The organism is Aeoliella sp., assembly GCF_965227375.1.
Lineage (GTDB): Bacteria > Planctomycetota > Planctomycetia > Pirellulales > Lacipirellulaceae > Aeoliella.
The window spans coordinates 454541-471404 of the sequence record NZ_CBDDFX010000002.1; the positions used below are offsets into that span (position 1 = coordinate 454541).

Annotated in this window: 11 protein-coding genes; 7 read left to right on the forward strand and 4 right to left on the reverse strand. The window is 59.2% G+C overall.

Going from position 1 to position 16864, the window contains the following annotated elements; genetic code table 11:
* Window positions 1-113: 113 nt before the first annotated feature.
* Window positions 114-914 carry an MBL fold metallo-hydrolase gene (locus ACQK2L_RS14920; RefSeq protein ID WP_425397823.1) on the reverse strand — a complete coding sequence of 267 codons (801 nt, stop codon included), beginning with the start codon at window positions 912-914 and terminating at the stop codon, window positions 114-116.
* A gap of 265 nt (window positions 915-1179) precedes the next feature.
* On the opposite strand from ACQK2L_RS14920, the gene secA reads away from it, so the two are divergent.
* The 5 genes from secA (at window position 1180) to ACQK2L_RS14945 (ending at window position 8354) form a co-directional block, all read left to right on the forward strand.
* Window positions 1180-4866 carry a preprotein translocase subunit SecA gene (gene secA, locus ACQK2L_RS14925; protein WP_425397824.1) on the forward strand — a complete coding sequence of 1229 codons (3687 nt, stop codon included), beginning with the start codon at window positions 1180-1182 and terminating at the stop codon, window positions 4864-4866.
* 85 nt (window positions 4867-4951) lie between these two features.
* Window positions 4952-5359, forward strand: a complete 408-nt coding sequence (locus tag ACQK2L_RS14930) for a hypothetical protein (RefSeq protein ID WP_425397825.1) — start codon at window positions 4952-4954, stop codon at window positions 5357-5359.
* A gap of 31 nt (window positions 5360-5390) precedes the next feature.
* A complete protein-coding gene (locus tag ACQK2L_RS14935) occupies window positions 5391-6728 on the forward strand; it encodes a 3-deoxy-D-manno-octulosonic acid transferase (RefSeq protein WP_425397826.1) in 1338 nt (445 codons plus the stop codon).
* Between the two features lie 131 nt (window positions 6729-6859).
* On the forward strand, window positions 6860-7885 hold the full coding sequence (locus ACQK2L_RS14940) for a leucine-rich repeat domain-containing protein (RefSeq protein WP_425397827.1): 1026 nt from the start codon (window positions 6860-6862) through the stop codon (window positions 7883-7885).
* Window positions 7886-7919: 34 nt separating this feature from the next.
* Entirely contained in the window at window positions 7920-8354 is a 435-nt protein-coding gene (locus tag ACQK2L_RS14945) for an NTF2 fold immunity protein (RefSeq protein ID WP_425397828.1), read from the forward strand.
* A gap of 150 nt (window positions 8355-8504) precedes the next feature.
* On the opposite strand, the gene ACQK2L_RS14950 is transcribed toward ACQK2L_RS14945, so the two are convergent.
* Complete coding sequence (locus tag ACQK2L_RS14950; RefSeq protein ID WP_425397829.1) at window positions 8505-8738, reverse strand: hypothetical protein; 234 nt, start codon at window positions 8736-8738, stop codon at window positions 8505-8507.
* A gap of 555 nt (window positions 8739-9293) precedes the next feature.
* Between ACQK2L_RS14950 and ACQK2L_RS14955 the strand changes: the two genes are divergently transcribed.
* Window positions 9294-11549: a glutamine synthetase III gene (locus ACQK2L_RS14955; RefSeq protein ID WP_425397830.1), complete on the forward strand. Its 2256-nt coding sequence runs from the start codon at window positions 9294-9296 to the stop codon at window positions 11547-11549.
* Between the two features lie 388 nt (window positions 11550-11937).
* Here ACQK2L_RS14955 and ACQK2L_RS14960 read toward each other — a convergent pair whose 3' ends face one another.
* Window positions 11938-12858, reverse strand: coding sequence for a tetratricopeptide repeat protein (locus ACQK2L_RS14960; protein ID WP_425397831.1), 921 nt, complete (start codon window positions 12856-12858; stop codon window positions 11938-11940).
* A 263-nt stretch (window positions 12859-13121) separates the two neighbouring features.
* Entirely contained in the window at window positions 13122-14069 is a 948-nt protein-coding gene (locus tag ACQK2L_RS14965) for a hypothetical protein (protein ID WP_425397832.1), read from the reverse strand.
* Between the two features lie 386 nt (window positions 14070-14455).
* On the opposite strand from ACQK2L_RS14965, the gene ACQK2L_RS14970 reads away from it, so the two are divergent.
* Window positions 14456-16510: a sialidase family protein gene (locus ACQK2L_RS14970; RefSeq protein ID WP_425397833.1), complete on the forward strand. Its 2055-nt coding sequence runs from the start codon at window positions 14456-14458 to the stop codon at window positions 16508-16510.
* Window positions 16511-16864 lie beyond the last annotated feature (354 nt).

The following is a 16864-nucleotide window of genomic DNA, read 5'->3' on the forward strand; positions in this document are numbered from 1 at the left end:
GCGGAGCGTCTTTTTTGTGCGCCCACGGTAGTGTAGCTGGATTCGCAAGAATTCAGACGACCAACCAACACGTCCGAATTCTTGCGAATCCGGCTACAAGTTGAATGGTGGCCCTACGTCAATGCGATCCGCTGGCCGTCGTAGGCCAGCTCCATGCCCTTGGGCAGTTCGGCGTTAGTGGCTTCGTATTCCAGCTCGTGGGCCACGTGGGTGAAGTAGGTCCGCTTGGCTGCCAACTGGGTGGCCACTTCCACCGCTTGGTCGATGGTGAAGTGGGTCTTGCTGGGTGTCTTCCGTAGCGCGTCGAGCACCAGGACATCGAGGCCTTGGAGCAGCTCCATGCTTTCGGGCGGGATGCGGTTCACGTCGGTGCAGTAGGCCACGTTGCCGAAGCGGAATCCCAACACGTCGAACGCCTCGCCATGGTGCAAGCGAACGGGCGTGACCTGGGCGCCGAGTACTTCCAGGGGCTCCAGACCGATGCGGTGCAGCTCGAGTTGCGGCACCAGGCTGGGCGATTCGTCCTTGGCGAACGCGTAGTCGAACGACTGGCGGATGCGCCGCTCGACGATCTCCTCGCAGTACAGCGGTACCGGACCGTCGAGGTAGAACTGCATCAGCCGCAGGTCGTCGAGCCCGAACACGTGGTCGGCGTGCTCGTGCGTGTAGATCACCGAGTGCACCAGGCCGATCTTCTCCCGCAGCAGCTGCAGCCGCAGGTCGGGCGAGGTGTCCACCAGCAGGTTGCCCTCGGGCAGGCCGAGGATAGCGCTCGCCCGCAACCGCTGGTTGCGGGGATTGTCCGAAGTGCACACCTCGCAGCCGCAACCCACGGCCGGCACGCCGACGCTGGTGCCGGTGCCCAGGAGGATCATCTCGCCGCGGATGTCGGTGGTGGCAATGGACTTAGGCACGGGCAAATCTCTGCTAGCAAACCGCGAACGACTGGCAGGCGTGGGTGGTCGGCACCCCCTCGAAAGGCGCGGTTGACCGACATTTTGTGTGGCTGTAAACTTTTGTGCTGTAGTATCTTACGGCGACAACCTCTGGTTTGCCAGGGCGAACGCCCTGCGGCCAGAACGTTCGCGGCATCATTATTGCCTCTGATATCTGGCTTGCCGACAGGGTACCCTGCCCTGCCATTTTGACATTCTATCACGATAGCTGCGGTTGACGGCCATGGAACTGTTGGAACGTATTTGGGAATTCCTCTCGGGCATCGCCAACGCGATACTCGGCAAGTTCGAGCGAGCCATCACGTCTCTGTTCGGCTCGGCGAACGCCCGCTATTTGAGGCGACTGCAACCCAAAGTGGATGCTATCAACGCGCTGGAGTCGCGATACCAGTCGATGAGCGACGAAGAACTCGCCGCGCAAACGGTGAAGTTCCGCGAACGCCTGGAAGCGGGCGAAACGCTCGACGACCTGCTGGTCGAAGCGTTCGCGGTGTGTCGCGAGTCGGGTAAACGCTTCCTGAATATGCGGCACTACGATGTGCAGCTGTTGGGTGGCATGATCCTGCACGAAGGCAACATTGCCGAAATGGTCACCGGTGAAGGTAAAACGCTGGTGGCGACGCTCCCGGCGTACCTCAACGCGCTAGCGGGCAGCGTGCACGTGATCACGGTGAACGACTACCTGGCCCGCCGCGATATGGAGTGGATGGGTCCCATCTTCACCAACCTGGGCCTAGTCGTCGGCGCCATCTACTCCGGCATGAGTCCCAGCGAACGGCAAGCGTCGTACTCCTGCGACATCACCTACGGTACGAACAACGAGTTCGGCTTCGACTACCTGCGCGACAACATGCGGATGGCAGCCCGCGGCGACGAGCGTTTCGACAAACGCGACCAACAAGCCCAGGGCCCGCTGAACTACGCGATTATCGACGAGGTGGACAACATCCTGATCGACGAGGCGCGTACGCCGCTGATCATCTCCGGTCCGGCGGAGGACGACATCTCCAAGTACCAGAAGGCCGACAAGGTGGCGCGGGGCTTGAAGAAAGACACGCACTTCGAGGTCAAGGAGAAAGAGCACTCGGTCACGCTCACCGACGAAGGTGTTCGCGAGGCGGAGAAACTGGCCGGCGTCGATAGCTTCTACACGGCCGGCAACATGCAGTGGCCGCACTTGATCGACAACTCGCTGAAGGCTCACAACCTTTACAAGCGCGATGTCAACTACGTGATCCAGGATGGCAAAATTGTCATCGTCGACGAGTTCACCGGCCGCCTGATGGAAGGTCGCCAGTGGAGCGACGGTCTGCACCAGGCCGTGGAAGCCAAAGAAGGTGTGCAGATCAAGGAAGAGAACCAGACGCTCGCCACGATCACGCTGCAGAACTTCTTCAAGCTGTATAACAAGCTCTCCGGTATGACCGGTACCGCGCTGACCGAGGCGGGCGAGTTCTGGAAGATCTACCAGCTCGACGTCATCGGCGTGCCGACCAACAAGCCGCTGCAGCGGATCGGCCATCCCGACGTGATCTATCGTACCGAGAAGGAAAAGTACGAAGCGATCGCCGAGGAGATCGAAGGCCTGATCAAGTACGACCAAATCCAACTGAAGTCCGGCGAGATCCTCCGCGGCGAGATTCTCGCCGAGCGCAACGAGGTGGTGGTCTTCCAGGCGGAGGATTCCAAGAAGGAAGAGAAGATTCCGCTCGACAAGATCGCCGAAATGCAAAAGCAGGGTCGGCCGATTCTGGTCGGTACCGTGTCGATTGAAAAGAGCGAGCGGCTCAGCAACCTGCTCAACGGCCGTGGCATCAAACACGAGGTGCTGAACGCCAAACAGCACAAGCGCGAGGCGGAGATTGTCGCCCAGGCTGGCCGCAAGGGCGCGGTGACCATCGCCACGAACATGGCCGGTCGCGGTACCGACATCATCCTCGGCGGCAACCCCGAGAATATGGCCTGGGCCGAGTTGCAGCAAACCTACGAGAGCCGCTTGGACGTGCCCAAGGAAGAATGGAAACGGCTCACCGACGAGTACGACCAGAAGTTCGGCATGCGCGAGCAAGGCAAGGACATCCGCCAGATCGGCGGATTGCACATCATCGGCACCGAACGCCACGAAGCCCGCCGTATCGACTTGCAGCTTCGCGGCCGTTGCGGTCGTCAGGGCGATCCCGGTTCGAGCCGATTCTACTTGTCGCTCGAAGACGATCTGATGCGGATCTTCGCCGGCGAGTGGGTCAAGAACATGCTCACTCGGCTCGGCATGCAGGAAGGCGAGGCCATCGAAAGCAAGATGGTCAGCCGCAGGATCGAAGGTGCTCAGAAGAAGCGCGAAGAGTCGAACTTCGAGATTCGCAAGAACCTGCTCGAGTACGACGAGGTGATGGACGAGCAGCGAAAGCGCGTGTATGGCTTCCGCCAGCAGATCCTCGACGGGGTAAACTGCCGCGACCTGATCACCGACATGATCCGCGAGCAGATCGACCACCACCTGGGCATCATGCTCGAACCGAATTACGGGGTCGAGTCGTTCGCCACGGTCGCGTCGAACCTGCTGGGCGTGCAACTTGAAGCTCGCGACTTCCGCAATCAATCGTACGAGGAAGCCCAACGTAACGCCCGCGACGAAGCCCAACGGATGGCCGAGTCGCAGGTGCTCGATGCGATTGAGGAGAACCTGCCGGAGGACGAGCCGAACGACTGGAACTGGAACGCCCTGGCCAAGTGGGCCAATGCACGCTGGGGTTACAATTTCAGCGAGCGCGACGTCAAGAAGCTCGGTATCGAGCACATCGCCGAACACTTGATCGAAAAGGCCCACGAAGCGATCGACAAGATCGACCTTTCTTCGTGCGAGCGGTACCTCGAGCCCGACTACTCGGTGCAAACCGCCTGTGCGTTTCTCCGCGACAAGTTCGGCGTGGAAGTTACGCCCGAAGAAGTGAAGGACAAGTCGGCCGCAGAAATCATCGACACGGCGCACGAGCGAGTACTCGGCGCCTACGACCTCCGCGAGTCGGAATACCCGGTGCTCGCCGGCCTGTATCGATTCATGGGGCCTGCGGCCGGCGCTGCGGGACTGGGCCGCGAGGACTTGGTGGCTTGGGCTCAAAAGCGATTCGACGCCAAGCTGACGATCGACGACCTGAAGAACAAGCAGCGCGAGGAGATCCAGAAGGTCCTGGTGGCTTGTAGCCAACAGTCGGCCGCCAAGGCAAACGAAGTGGCCGAGGAAGCTCGCGAGCGAGTGGAGACGCTATTCGCCGGCACCGATGGCACGTCCACTCACTTGGGACTCGTGACCGGCGGCAACGGCAAGCTCGACGACTTTACCAGCTGGCTGCAGAAGTCGTGCGACTCGGAGATCACCGCCGAGGAACTCGCGAAGCTCAACCGCGACGAAGCGCTCCGCCGGGTGTCGCGCGAGGTGGAGGACAAGTTCCGCCCCGAGATGCGGAAGATGGAGCGGATGCTACTGCTGCAGATTCTCGACACCGCCTGGAAGGAACACCTGCTGGCAATGGACCATTTGCGGTCCAGCGTTGGCCTGCGTGGCTACGCTCAAGTCGACCCCAAGGTCGAATACAAGCGAGAAGGCATGCGGATGTTCGAGAACATGTGGGACTCGGTGGGCGCCTACGTCACGGACCTGGTGTTCAAGATGGAACAGCTCGACGAGCGGTTCGTCAAAAGCACCTGGACTGAAACTCAGGCCATCCACGACGAAGCGCCGCCGTCGGACATCGCCCAACAGCAACAAGCGGCCATCGACGCCTCCGGCGGCTCGGAGCGGAAGCTCGACCCGATTCGCAACCGTGGCGAGCGGGTAGGCCGCAACGCCCCCTGCCCTTGCGGGAGCGGAAAAAAGTTCAAACAGTGTTGCATGCGGAATTCAGATGGGTAAAGTAGACATTTGATGGGTCGTGGAAGACCGACCCTTACTTAGGCGGCGAACAGGCGAATGTTCACCATAAGTAGGGAGAAGTCCGATGCGTTTGGGTTCTATCCGACCCGTCCTCTGCAGTTGCGCGCTAGTGATGCTAGCAGGTTGCTCTGATTCTGGTTCCGGCCCACAAGTTACGTCCGAGCCGGCCTCTGCCCCGGTTCAAGCCGGTGATCGAACCACGCTGGCCAGCGGTGGCGAATTCGACCTCGCCAACCCGCTGGGCCGCCCCGACGAAGCAGCGATGTTGCGTTCGACGCCCGATTACTCGATAACTCCTTCGATAGAAACTGAACTGACGCCCGGCGCCGGGCTTGCGATTGATAGCGGGACGATGATCGACCCGGTGAGCCAATTGCCTGGCGAGGGATTGGATCCCGGCCAGATCGATATCGACCTGGACACGAATCCCATTCCCACGGACTTGGGTTCGGAGAATTTGGATCCGTTCTAACGGCGATCAAAACCTGGGAAAGGAATCCCACTTGAGGCGGCTCGAAAGCTATCTGCTGAACGCGCTCTACGCGGCCATTGCCCTGGTCTGCGCGCCGCTCTTGTTGTGGGCGGCCATCACCAAAGGCAAGTATCGCGAAGGCTGGACTGCGAAGCTAATCGGCGACGTGCCGCCGTGCGAAGGTCCGCGCCGCCGCGTGTGGCTGCACGCGGTGAGCGTGGGCGAAGTGAACCTGCTGGCCACCACGATCGCTGAACTGGCGACCCGCCGGCCCGATCTGGAAGTGGTGATCAGCACCACCACCAAAACCGGCTACGACCTGGCGACCCGCAAGTACGGCGCGGACCACACAGTGTTCTACTGCCCGCTCGACTTCAGTTGGGCGGTGCGCCGCGCGATGCGGCGCGTGAAGCCTACGCTCTTGGTACTCGCGGAACTCGAACTGTGGCCCAACCTGATCGCCGCCGCCAAAGAGCATGGCGCACAAGTCGCCATCATCAACGGCCGCCTAAGCGACAACAGCTTCCGCGGCTACAGCCGCGTCGGCTGGCTCGTGGGGCGCGTGCTGCGGCAGGTCGACTTGATCGCTGCGCAGGACGAAACCACGGCCCACCGTTTCCGATTGCTTCGCGGCTCGGAGTCGCGCGACGTCGTCGTAACCGGATCGCTGAAGTACGATGGCGCCACGACCGATCGCACCAACCCACGGACCACCGCGCTTCGCGAACTGTTTGGTCTCACCGATAGCGACACCGTGTGGCTCGTCGGCAGTACGCAATCGCCTGAAGAGCAGATGGCGGCCGGCATCTTCGGCAAGCTGCATCGCGAGCATCCTCACCTGAAGTTGATCCTGGTACCTCGTCACCCCGAACGGTTCGACGAGGTAGCCACGATGCTAGAGAACTCGGGTTTAGCGTGGCGCCGCCGCAGCGAGCTTCCCAAACCGCCCGGGTCCCGAGCCCCGAGCCCCCAGCCCCCCGTCCTGCTGGTCGATACGGTGGGCGAACTCGGCGCGTGGTGGGGCGTGGCCCATATTGGGTTCGTCGGCGGCAGCTTCGGCGATCGCGGCGGGCAGAACATGATCGAACCGGCCGCGTACGGAGTGGCCACCTGCTTCGGCCCCAACACGTGGAACTTCCGCGACATCGTCGCGGCACTACTCACGGTCGACGCCGCGCAAGTGGTGGCCGACGAGGCAGAGTTGCAGCGATTCGTCGAACGCTGTCTCACCAATCCCCAGTTCGCGCACGAATTGGGCGCACGAGCCCAAGCGTTCGTCGCCACGCAACTTGGCGCAACAAGTCGCACGGTCGACTTGCTCGAAGGGCTGCTTCCAGTGGCCGCGAACCAGACGCCCGCCGCCGCGTAACGCCGATCGTCTCAGGTTTGGATCATCGGATCGTAAGCACAGTGTTTCGGTTTCGCCGTTGGCGGCTATAATTGAGTTGGCGATTGCGTTTCGCGCGGAATGCCACGGTGCGTATGACCAGGAGTCTCGTATTGTCTCGCGGTAAGACCATTCTTCTGTTCAGTCTGTTGGCATTCGTCCTGGCCGTTCCTGCCGGCATTCTATGGCTCTATCGATCGACGATAGAAACCGTTCGCGATTGCTATGCACAGGAGCGTCTGGCCGAGATACTCATCGAGCACATGGAGCGGAATCAAGGGGCGTGGCCTGACAGCTGGGACGCGCTCGCCGAGGCCGCCGAGATCTGCGAAGGTCGATCGGGACCAACGTCGGCCAACTTTGAAGAGATTCGCGAGCTGTGCATCATCGAATTCGAAGCCGTACCAGCTGAGTTGGTCAAGGCGAAGTCGGAAAGCGATGCTGAGCCACCGATCGGTGTGGTTCGTCTGGCAAGTGGCAAAGAACGCTACTGGTCGGGAGCTGAACCCAACCGAATGATCTACAACTATCTGCAAGAAGCCGCCAAGCGACCGCCTGACTACCGCCATCCCGAGCGGCCCGTTGAGTCGGAGCGACGCGCGAGGCAAGCACTGTTGAAACATGGAGCCCGCTGGACGATCGACGATGCGGGACACGTAGTATACCTGCAAATGGTATCGCCGGAGGTCGCGCACAAGTACACGGATGACGACCTGCTTCTTGTCGGCGATTTCACCGAACTACGGGAGTTGGGCGTGGACAGCTCCAACATCACCGACCAAGGACTCCAGTCTCTCTCTAAATTGAGAAAACTCGAGACATTGTATTTATCGGGGACTCAAATCACCGACGACGGACTCAGCCATCTTGTTGACCTGGATAAACTCCAAACACTCACTCTGGCCTATAATTCCATCACCGATGAGGGGCTAACGCACCTGCGTAAGCTCGCTTCGCTTAAGACGCTGAATCTGAACTTTACGGAGATCACCGATCACGGTGTCGAGGAGCTCTGTTGTATCCACACACTTGAAGAAATCCAGGTGGGAGATACCAACATCACGATGGAGGGTGCACGCCGATTGGAAGCAGCGTTCCCCGATGCCCGCATCTATCACTTCGCGAAGCCGTTGGAATGAGTGTCGTTAGAACTCACAAGGTAGATTGGCTCGCATGAATGCAACCGATAGACGTGAGATACTTGATCTACTGACGTCCTTTTTCGACGCGATGGGGGCGTGGGAATCGGATTGCAAATCCCTCTTTCGTCGAGCAAGGCAGCAGGAAGTGCCCCATCTGGACGCGAAGAAAATCGCCACGCAATCGCTAGAGAGCATCTTTGCCAGGTACTGCTCTTATTCAAACATCCCAGCAAGAGCGAGCTACGGGGCTCCACACTTTAGCACAATCCCAGTGTACGGTAGAGATTGCGAAGAAGTCCTCGATGTGCAAGGAGATGGGGACACGGCAACTGTATTCACTCAACAGCGAACCGCTGCCAGATTTAAGTTTATCTACCACCTGGTTCGCACGGAGAAAGGGTGGCGTCTGGAAGATAACCGCGAAACCGTGAATCACGATGGTTCGACGTCGCCATGGGATCTCTAACCCAAGTATTGCATGCTCGTCATCTGCTTCCCGCGCCACGCCAACACGCGGCTCCCAAAGCATACGGGCAAGGAAGCTGATCCTCCGTCTGGCGACGGAAGCTACGGGGTGATCCGCCGTCTGGCGACGGCAGCTACGTAGAACGCCGCGCTACGCGTGCATGTGGAGCGTGTGCTTGGCGAGTTGGTGGCCGTCGACCAGGTAGGTGATGCCGGTTTGGGCGTCGTGTAGTCCGCACATGCCGGTGGTGGGATCGTCGGCTCGCACAAGACGGGTGAAGCCGAGCAGCAAGCTGCAGTATTCGTCGGGTCCAACGACGCGACAATTGGCCTCGTCCGCCTGTAAACGGCGGCGCGAACGGCCTGAAGTTTCAGTAGAGACCACCCTCACGGCCCTCCTGTTGAGCGGATGCTCGAGTTCCTTCTCCGCTGTCACCTTGCGGAGCTACAAGCCAAGGGTGTCCGCCACGCCGATAGCTTGGACCCTCTACGCTAGCCGAAATAAATCTGCCGTCTAGCCCCGCTGTCGAGGGTTCTGCGGCACTCTGTAGAAAACGTCGGGGAACCGAACGATTAGCGACTTCCTGACTCTTTTGTAGCTCAGGAAAAGCAGCGAAGATACAATGATTCCACCGCAGCGTCGGCGCCGCCTAGCAACAGGGCAACGGCTGCAAGGATATCGGGCACGCGTTGGGGATACCGTGTTCACAACTTACCGTGCGGAAAGTCGCGTGCGTGAAAAACCTCGGCAATCGTCGATTCGCTGAGACAATTCGGCAAGCCCGTCGAGCCGTGGGCACGCAACTTGCTCTTGTTGTTTAGATTCGCCGCACGGATCGTGGCATCGGCAGGCTCGGACGCCTTGACTCGCAACCACCCTTCTCAGCAAAGGAAGTTGCGATACTCGTTTCCTTCTGATGCAAAAAGGGTGTGTAAGCGTATGGGTACTGCAATTCGCGATGACGCGAACAAGAATGGCAGCTTCCAGTCGGCGGTAGGCGGTGTTTCCAAGGGCGCGTTCGGTTCGCCCCGTCTGGCCGCGATCTCGGCGGTGACCAATTACAAGCCAAGTCCTCCGCAGATGAATTTTCTGGAGGAGCCGACCAGCGAACTGTTCAACTGCAACGTGTTCTCGCCGTCGGTGATGAAGAAGCGGCTGCCGAAAGCCGTCTACAAGGCGTTGATGCGGACCATTGAGTCGGGTGAGAAGCTCGACGATTCGGTGGCCGACATGGTCGCTTCGGCCATGAAAGACTGGGCCATCGAAAAGGGCGCGACGCACTACGCCCACGTGTTCTATCCGCTCACCGGCGCCACGGCCGAGAAGCACGACAGCTTCCTCTCGCCCGATGGCGAAGGTGGTGCGATCGCCGAATTCTCCGGCAGTCAGCTTATTCAGGGCGAGCCCGATGGTTCGAGCTTCCCGACGGGCGGTATCCGCGCCACGTTCGAAGCCCGCGGCTACACCATCTGGGACGTCACCAGCCCTGCGTACCTGTTGGAAAACGCCAACGGCACCACGCTCTGCATTCCCACCGCGTTCGTCTCGTGGACCGGCGAAGCGCTCGATAAGAAGACGCCGGTGCTTCGCTCGATGCAGGCGCTGAACACCCAAGCGCAACGAATCCTCAAGCTGTTCGGCCACACCGACGGCGCGCTGGTTTCGTCCACGGCCGGTCCCGAGCAGGAGTACTTCCTGATCGACCGCAACTTCTACTATGCCCGACCCGACCTGCTGAATGCCGGTCGCACGCTGTTCGGCGCGAAGCCTCCCAAGGGGCAGGAGTTCGACGATCACTACTTCGGTGCGATCCCCGATCGTGTGCTCTCGTTCATGCTGGAAGTGGAGCGCGAGTTGTTCAAGCTCGGCATCCCGGTCAAGACGCGACACAACGAAGTTGCGCCTGGCCAGTACGAGATCGCTCCGATGTTCGAGTTCGCCAACATGGCGACCGACCATCAGCAGTTGATCATGACCACCTTGCGCAAGGTGGCCGAGAAGCACGGCATGGTTTGCCTGACTCACGAGAAGCCGTTCGCTGGTGTGAATGGTTCGGGTAAGCACGTCAACTGGTCGATGGGCAGCGCCACGCATGGCAACCTGTTGGATCCGGGCGACACGCCGCACGAGAACGCGCAGTTCCTGCTGTTCTGTGCCGCGGTGATTCGCGCCGTGCATAAGTTCCAGGGTGTGCTGCGAGCCGTGGTGGCTTCGGCCAGCAACGATCACCGCTTGGGCGCCAACGAGGCACCGCCGGCAATCATGTCGATCTTCCTGGGCGACCAGCTCACGGATGTGTTCGAGCAGATTAAGTCGGGTGGGGCGAACTCGTCGATTCCCAAGGGCACGCTGACCGTGGGCGCCGATGTGCTGCCGCCGCTGCCGAAGGACGCTGGCGACCGCAATCGCACCAGCCCATTCGCGTTCACCGGCAACCGGTTTGAGTTCCGCGCTGTGGGTTCGAACCAGTCGATCGCTGGGCCGCTCGTGGCGATGAACACGATCGTTGCCGAGTCGCTCGACTTCTGCGCCACCCGCCTGGAGGAAGCCACCGGTGGCGACGCCTCCAAGCTGCACGGCGAGTTGCAGAAGCTGCTCACGGAGATCATGAACGAGCATGGCTCGATCGTGTTCAACGGCGACGGCTACAGCCAGGAATGGCACGACGAAGCCGCCAAGCGTGGCCTGCTAAACCTGAAGACCACCGTCGACGCCCTGCCGGCGCTCGAAGGCGAAGAGGTCAAAGAGCTGTTCTCGAAGTACAGCGTGCTTTCCGAGCGTGAACTCGAAAGCCGCTTGGAGATCTACCTCGAGCAGTACGTCATGACCATTGGCGTCGAGGCCAAGCTGACGCTCGAGTTGGCGCGGACCACGATCTTCCCGGCTGCGATTCGATACCAGAACGAACTGGCGTCGACCTGCTCGAACCTGAAGATCCTGGGCTACGACTTCGACACCGATACACTGGACGTGATGACCAGCCTGGTGAAGTCGCTGCAAGACAGCGTCGGAGAGCTGGAATCGGCCATCGCCGAGCCGGCTTCGGACGACCTGATGGCCGAGGCCAAGCACTGCTGCGAAGTCGTGCTACCGGCCATGAACAAGGTTCGTTCCTACGCCGACGCCCTGGAAGGCTACGTGGCCGACGACCTGTGGCCGCTGCCGACCTACCAGGAGATGCTCTTTATCAAGTAAGAGGTGCGTCAAGTAGGAGGGGGGAACCTCCGATTGAAGGCGGCGATGCTCGCGAGGGCATCGCCGCCTTTTTTTTGTGCGCGGGAACAAGAATGAAATGGTGCCTCACGCTTGGGCAGAATCCAACAGCCACGGAGTGGCGCAATCTTAGCCGCGGAGCGGCGGCAGCGCATAGCCTCGGACGCGAGTCCCAGGACACAATTCCCTCTATCGGCCTTTCAAGTACTTGTCGTTCAGTTTGCACAATTCGGCATCGATGAAGCCCTTGGAGAGTAACGCAATTGCATATGTCCACCTCTGCCATAGACTAAGTTCACGCCGACGCGTGATTGTACCATTCGACAAGGCGGTTTGGCGGTAGGGTGCAACGCCGCCTTAGCAAAGGGGTTCATTGTTTAAGGTACTTACCTATCGTCTCGAGGTTTCGCTTCATCAGTACGAGTTGCTGGTTGTCGTCAGTCCAAGTCCTTTCGCCAATGCTGACTGCTTTGGCAACGAAAACTTCTGCGTTGACAAAGTCTTCGTTCGCAGCGTGAAGCATCCCCAAGTTGTAGTAAGGTAAGATCATGGCCGAATGTTCTTCGCCTAGCACTTCGGAACGGAGCATTATTGACCGATGGTAGAAAATAGCTGCTTCTGAAAGCGACCCTTCGTTTTTCTCAATTAGTCCCAGATTTCCGAGGCACTTGGAAAGCAGTAGCTTACTGCTAGCCGGCTGGGAATCGCTAGCTTCTGAAAGAGCAGCTTCGACTTGGGTGAGAAGCTTCTTTGCAGTTTTCGTGTTTCCCTGTTGTATCAGTAGCACGGCTTCTCCGTTCTTGGCACCCCAGTAGTCAAGAGTACTCGTCATTCCGAGTTCTTCAAACAATTCCAAGGATGATCGAAATGAAGTGGCAGCACGATCATCTTCCCCAAGAGTGCGGTATGACTCGCCCAAGGACGCATGCATCTTCGCCGACGCCGTTTTCTGGGCCTCTTCATCATCAAATGGAAGAGTCTGAATCTTGAGGCAGACCTCTGTCGATTCTGCCCAGTTACCAGAACCTTGCAGAGCCATTGTGAGCAATCGGAGTGCTTGGCATTTATCTTCCACGCTCAAGCTGTCGTCTCCTAGCCAAGCTTCGCATGGTGAGAGAAGTTGCGCAGCTTCAAGGAAGCTTCCGGTTTCAATCAGTGCATTGACTTGTTGCAATGGAAGAGTATTACTCTCATTGGTCTTGCTGCGGGTGCCATCATTGCAGCCACCCAGTGGAGACAGTAGAGCAAGACCGAAGATAAGTACAATTGTTCTGCGACGGACTCTGAGCAATTTGAGTTAACTCCATAATCCTAGGCAACACACCAATTGAATACTGCGCCGCATCTTACCAAATTGCGATGGGCCAAGCGAATGGCCCTGACTTCATAGGTGTGAATCACCTGGGCAGAGTAGTCGAATTGCCACACCTCTTCCCCGCACGCTGCCCGGGTACGGTCGGGGCGGCCATACTACGGCTGATTTCAACTTGGCAGCATCAGAGATTTACTCGCTGTCGCCACTCCGTGCCTCGGAGCGCAACGTCTTAAAGCGGTCTAAATGTCGTGCGTATGCGATGGCACCCGTGCAACCGCTTGCTCGAACAGATCATCGTGGAAGAATCTCAATCGGGCGGGGCGCGGCGGGCGGATGGCGCCGAACTGCAGCTCGATGGTCGCCGACATGTTCCACCACGTCAGGCACCGAGGGCTCTGAGTCTCGGACACCGGTTTGCCATACTTCTTGATCAGCGATTGCAGGATCACATGGAATGATTGCGTTCGAAAGTACGCTTCGATTTGAAACAGCCTGCCGTCCAGGAACTGGTACAGGACTAAATCTGTCGGCTCCTGGGCAATTGTAGGCGACGCATTCTCGGCCGGCAGGTCGACTCGCGCCGTCACCACCCCTGCCGCCGCGTGCCACGGCTCGGCGTGCAATTCATTGATCTTTCGCCCGGGCGATTCGTCCGAACACCAAGGCATCGTGCGTCCGAGACTCGGCAGCTCGCGGTAGTACTTCTGTTTGAACTCGTCGAGCGTCATGCCCAGCCAGTCGCCCTTGAGCTCGAACAATTCCTGGTTATTCCCATCCGGCGTGACGTTCTTTGCCAGCTGGTCGCGCCGGACCTTGGCCGCCAGGTGTTCGAGCATTCGACCCACGTGCTGCGATTCGAGGTCGCCTGTTTTGATGCAGTACAGCAGGCGACGATAATCGATGTCCGAATCAAGCAGGTCTCCCTCCACGTCCACTGCGGGCGCAGTCGAGGTGAGCGGATCGCTGTACGCCAGCACGGCGCTGATCTTTCGCCGCGCGAGTTCACCCAGCATTTGCTCAGGGGTCGCATTCTCCAGCGACTGGCTCACCGCCCGCAACACGCTGCTGCTCATGCCGGGAATTTGAATTTTGGCGCCGCAACGCTTACACGTACCCCTGCGGCCAGCAAACGACTCATCTACCTTGAACGGCGTTTCGCATTCCGGGCACTGAAGATCAATCGACATGGTAGTGAAATAGAGAAGAACTACGCCCGAACGGCCCCCTACGGGCGTGCTCCCTCCATTGTACCAGCCATGGCGAGATAGAAAACACACTAAATCGAAGCGATTCGCAACTAGGGCCTGCAGTGCCTGCAAAACTGCTAACGTACTGGCAGTCGGGGGAGAGCGGCCATTCGGCTTACCAACCACCATGGAGCGGATGCCAAGCTGGTAAGGAGGGGGGAATCTACCATTGAGGGTGGCAATGCTCATGGGGCATCACCGTGGCTTCTCGTGGGCTGATGACACCGTGACGGCCGGTCGGATCTACGCCGCCCGCAGTCGATCCGTGATACAATGCGCGAGTTCCACCGCCCTCCACAAGACCCCCGCCTCGCGGAAGACTGACGATGGCCAAGAAGCTTGTGTGCTTGATTGCCACAGTGGTTTGCGTTTGCTGGCAACCGATGGCAAAGTCCGTACCACCGTTGTCAGCAGCCCGTGGTGTGGTAGATATTACAGCCGATCAGCTTGCTGGATGCTGGGACTTTGAAACGAGCGATGACCAGTGGGTTGCCGACATTAGTGGCTGCGGCCATCTCATGTCGGCGGCCAACTGCATGGACCTGTCGTCTCGGATTGTGAGCGCGAGTCGGGCAGCACGACTGGGAGGTGACAACGAGTACCTGGGCGTGATCATCAAGCCTGACACTTCTTTGGCCAACTTGGACGAGCGATTCACCGTTACCCTTCGTATCGCGCCGGATAGAACAACCCGTCGCTGCGTCATCCTCGCCTACAACTTCAACGGACTTTGCTGGACCGTGGGCCGCAACGAACTAGGCGAGCTAGTTGCCGGCCTGCGCGGGGATGGTGTGAGTCGGGGGCTGCGGGCACCGATGCCGTCGGACGGTGGCCACGTCGCGATCACTTTCTCTCGGCAGCATGGCCCCACGGACGTCTATATCCAAGGCGTTGCCGCCGAGACGGTTGCCGAGCCCGATTTTTGGGGTCCCGGGGACACATGCGGTCTGCTGGTCGGTTGCCGCCGGAATCATGGCAAGACACCCAGTCAGCTATACAGCGGCCTACTCGATGACTTGATCGTGATCAACTCGGAGATCGATGCTGAGGATGCAAAGCAACTGGCGAGTCGCTCCTGCCGCGAGCTCTTCGAACTGCCGAACGCTTCGATTCCAGCAGAACCCTTCTTATGGAACATGACTTATAGTCGAGAGCAACTCGGGCACCGACTGAGAACCGACTTGCGATTCAGCGGGTTCGACATCAACCTCCAGAGCCCACCTGCCGGACTAAGAATCGATGAGTCGGTCGGCCTGTTAGTCAACCAGCATGCGAAGGTACAGAAAATCCACGCGTGGCCGCGACCGCGGCAGAAGGTCGATGTGCCGCGAGGCCTGGTTACACCTGGAGGCGACTGGCTGGTTATGTTCGCAGCGGGCCGCAATCAATACGGGTGTAGTGCCGAACTCCGCCATGTGAAGACGAACGAGATGCTGAGCTATCGCTCGGCCGATCAAGGTCGAACTTGGCAGGGCCCCACGCGCGCCTGGACCTGCGATCACTCCAGTTCGTTTACAGTGCCGTTTATTCCTGCAGGATCAAACCGCATCTACGTGTTCGGCACCGAGCCCATCCCGTCGTTGCGCGAAAACAAGGAAGATGGTCCGATCGTCTACCGTTATTCGGACGATGATGGGCACACGTGGTCCGCCGCAACACGTATTCGCCCCGTTAACTTGCCAGACTACACCGGCATTTCTGGTATGCGGATGTGCCAAACCCGTGCCGGTACTTGGCTGCTGGGAACGCACAAAAAGCAGAGCTTCGATTTCACGTCCGCCAACGGTTTTACGCTGCGCGAGAAACAATTTGTCTTGCGCAGCACCGATGAAGGACAAACCTGGAACATGCACCTCACCTCGCCCGCGGCACCACCGCAGGAGCCGCCGCGCCGCAATGAAGGTCGAGTGATCGATCTGAGCGACGGTCGCGCGATGATGCTCGCCCGGGTGCAGGGTCACCTGTGGCAGTCGTTTAGTGCGGACGATGGTGTCACTTGGTCGCTCCCCGAGCCACAAAAATTGGTCCATCCCGCCGCGCCTCCCATGATCTTCCATTTATCGGACGGCAAGACCCTGATTCAGCTTATCCATAACCGTTACGGCGGGAAGGAGCACCACCAGGCGGACCGGAATGAACTGTGGGTCTCGCTGTCCATGGACGATGGCACATCATGGAGCGAGCCAGGCCTGCTAATGGCTAACCTGGTCGAGAATGTCCGCCGCCCCAATCTGTCCTACACCGATATGTTCACCGATGAAGGCCAGGTGCACTTTGTCGTGCCTCACTTGTGGGAACAGGTGCTGCATGTCAGCCTGCCCGAACAAGAACTCTTCAACTTGCCGAAGGCCGGCGATCTTCCGAAGGCTGCTGCAGATTAGCGCGCAGCACGTCACGCTTTGCTGTGCGAATGGAAGTAGCGAGGGACGGCGGTGCGGCTGGTTAGTGCTTCGACTTAGTCGACAGGCAGGCGTGTCACGCCGAAGCTGAGGCGGTTTTGTCTCTGGCCTTGATTGCATGTTCCAAGATTTGCATTCCAGCCTCGAATAGTGAAAGTATGGGAAGGTTGTTTTAGCTCAACTCTATGGATTTCCTCGAAGAAGTAAAATCGGAGAAATAATCCGCATTGGATCACGTAAGATCGACCGAATCACAATTTTCCGCACATCCCCAATCATCTATCTGGCACTTGGTGCGGCGGCTGGATGCGTCTTTGCCATACTTTGTTTCGGCGT

Excerpts from the sequence above, each read along its gene's own strand:
- secA (WP_425397824.1), top strand. The coding sequence starts at position 1,180 with ATGGAACTGTTGGAACGTATTTGGGAATTCCTCTCGGGCATCGCCAAC.
- ACQK2L_RS14930 (WP_425397825.1), top strand. The coding sequence starts at position 4,952 with ATGCGTTTGGGTTCTATCCGACCCGTCCTCTGCAGTTGCGCGCTAGTG.
- ACQK2L_RS14945 (WP_425397828.1), top strand. The coding sequence starts at position 7,920 with ATGAATGCAACCGATAGACGTGAGATACTTGATCTACTGACGTCCTTT.
- ACQK2L_RS14955 (WP_425397830.1), top strand. The coding sequence starts at position 9,294 with ATGGGTACTGCAATTCGCGATGACGCGAACAAGAATGGCAGCTTCCAG.
- ACQK2L_RS14965 (WP_425397832.1), bottom strand. The coding sequence starts at position 14,069 with ATGTCGATTGATCTTCAGTGCCCGGAATGCGAAACGCCGTTCAAGGTA.
- ACQK2L_RS14970 (WP_425397833.1), top strand. The coding sequence starts at position 14,456 with ATGGCCAAGAAGCTTGTGTGCTTGATTGCCACAGTGGTTTGCGTTTGC.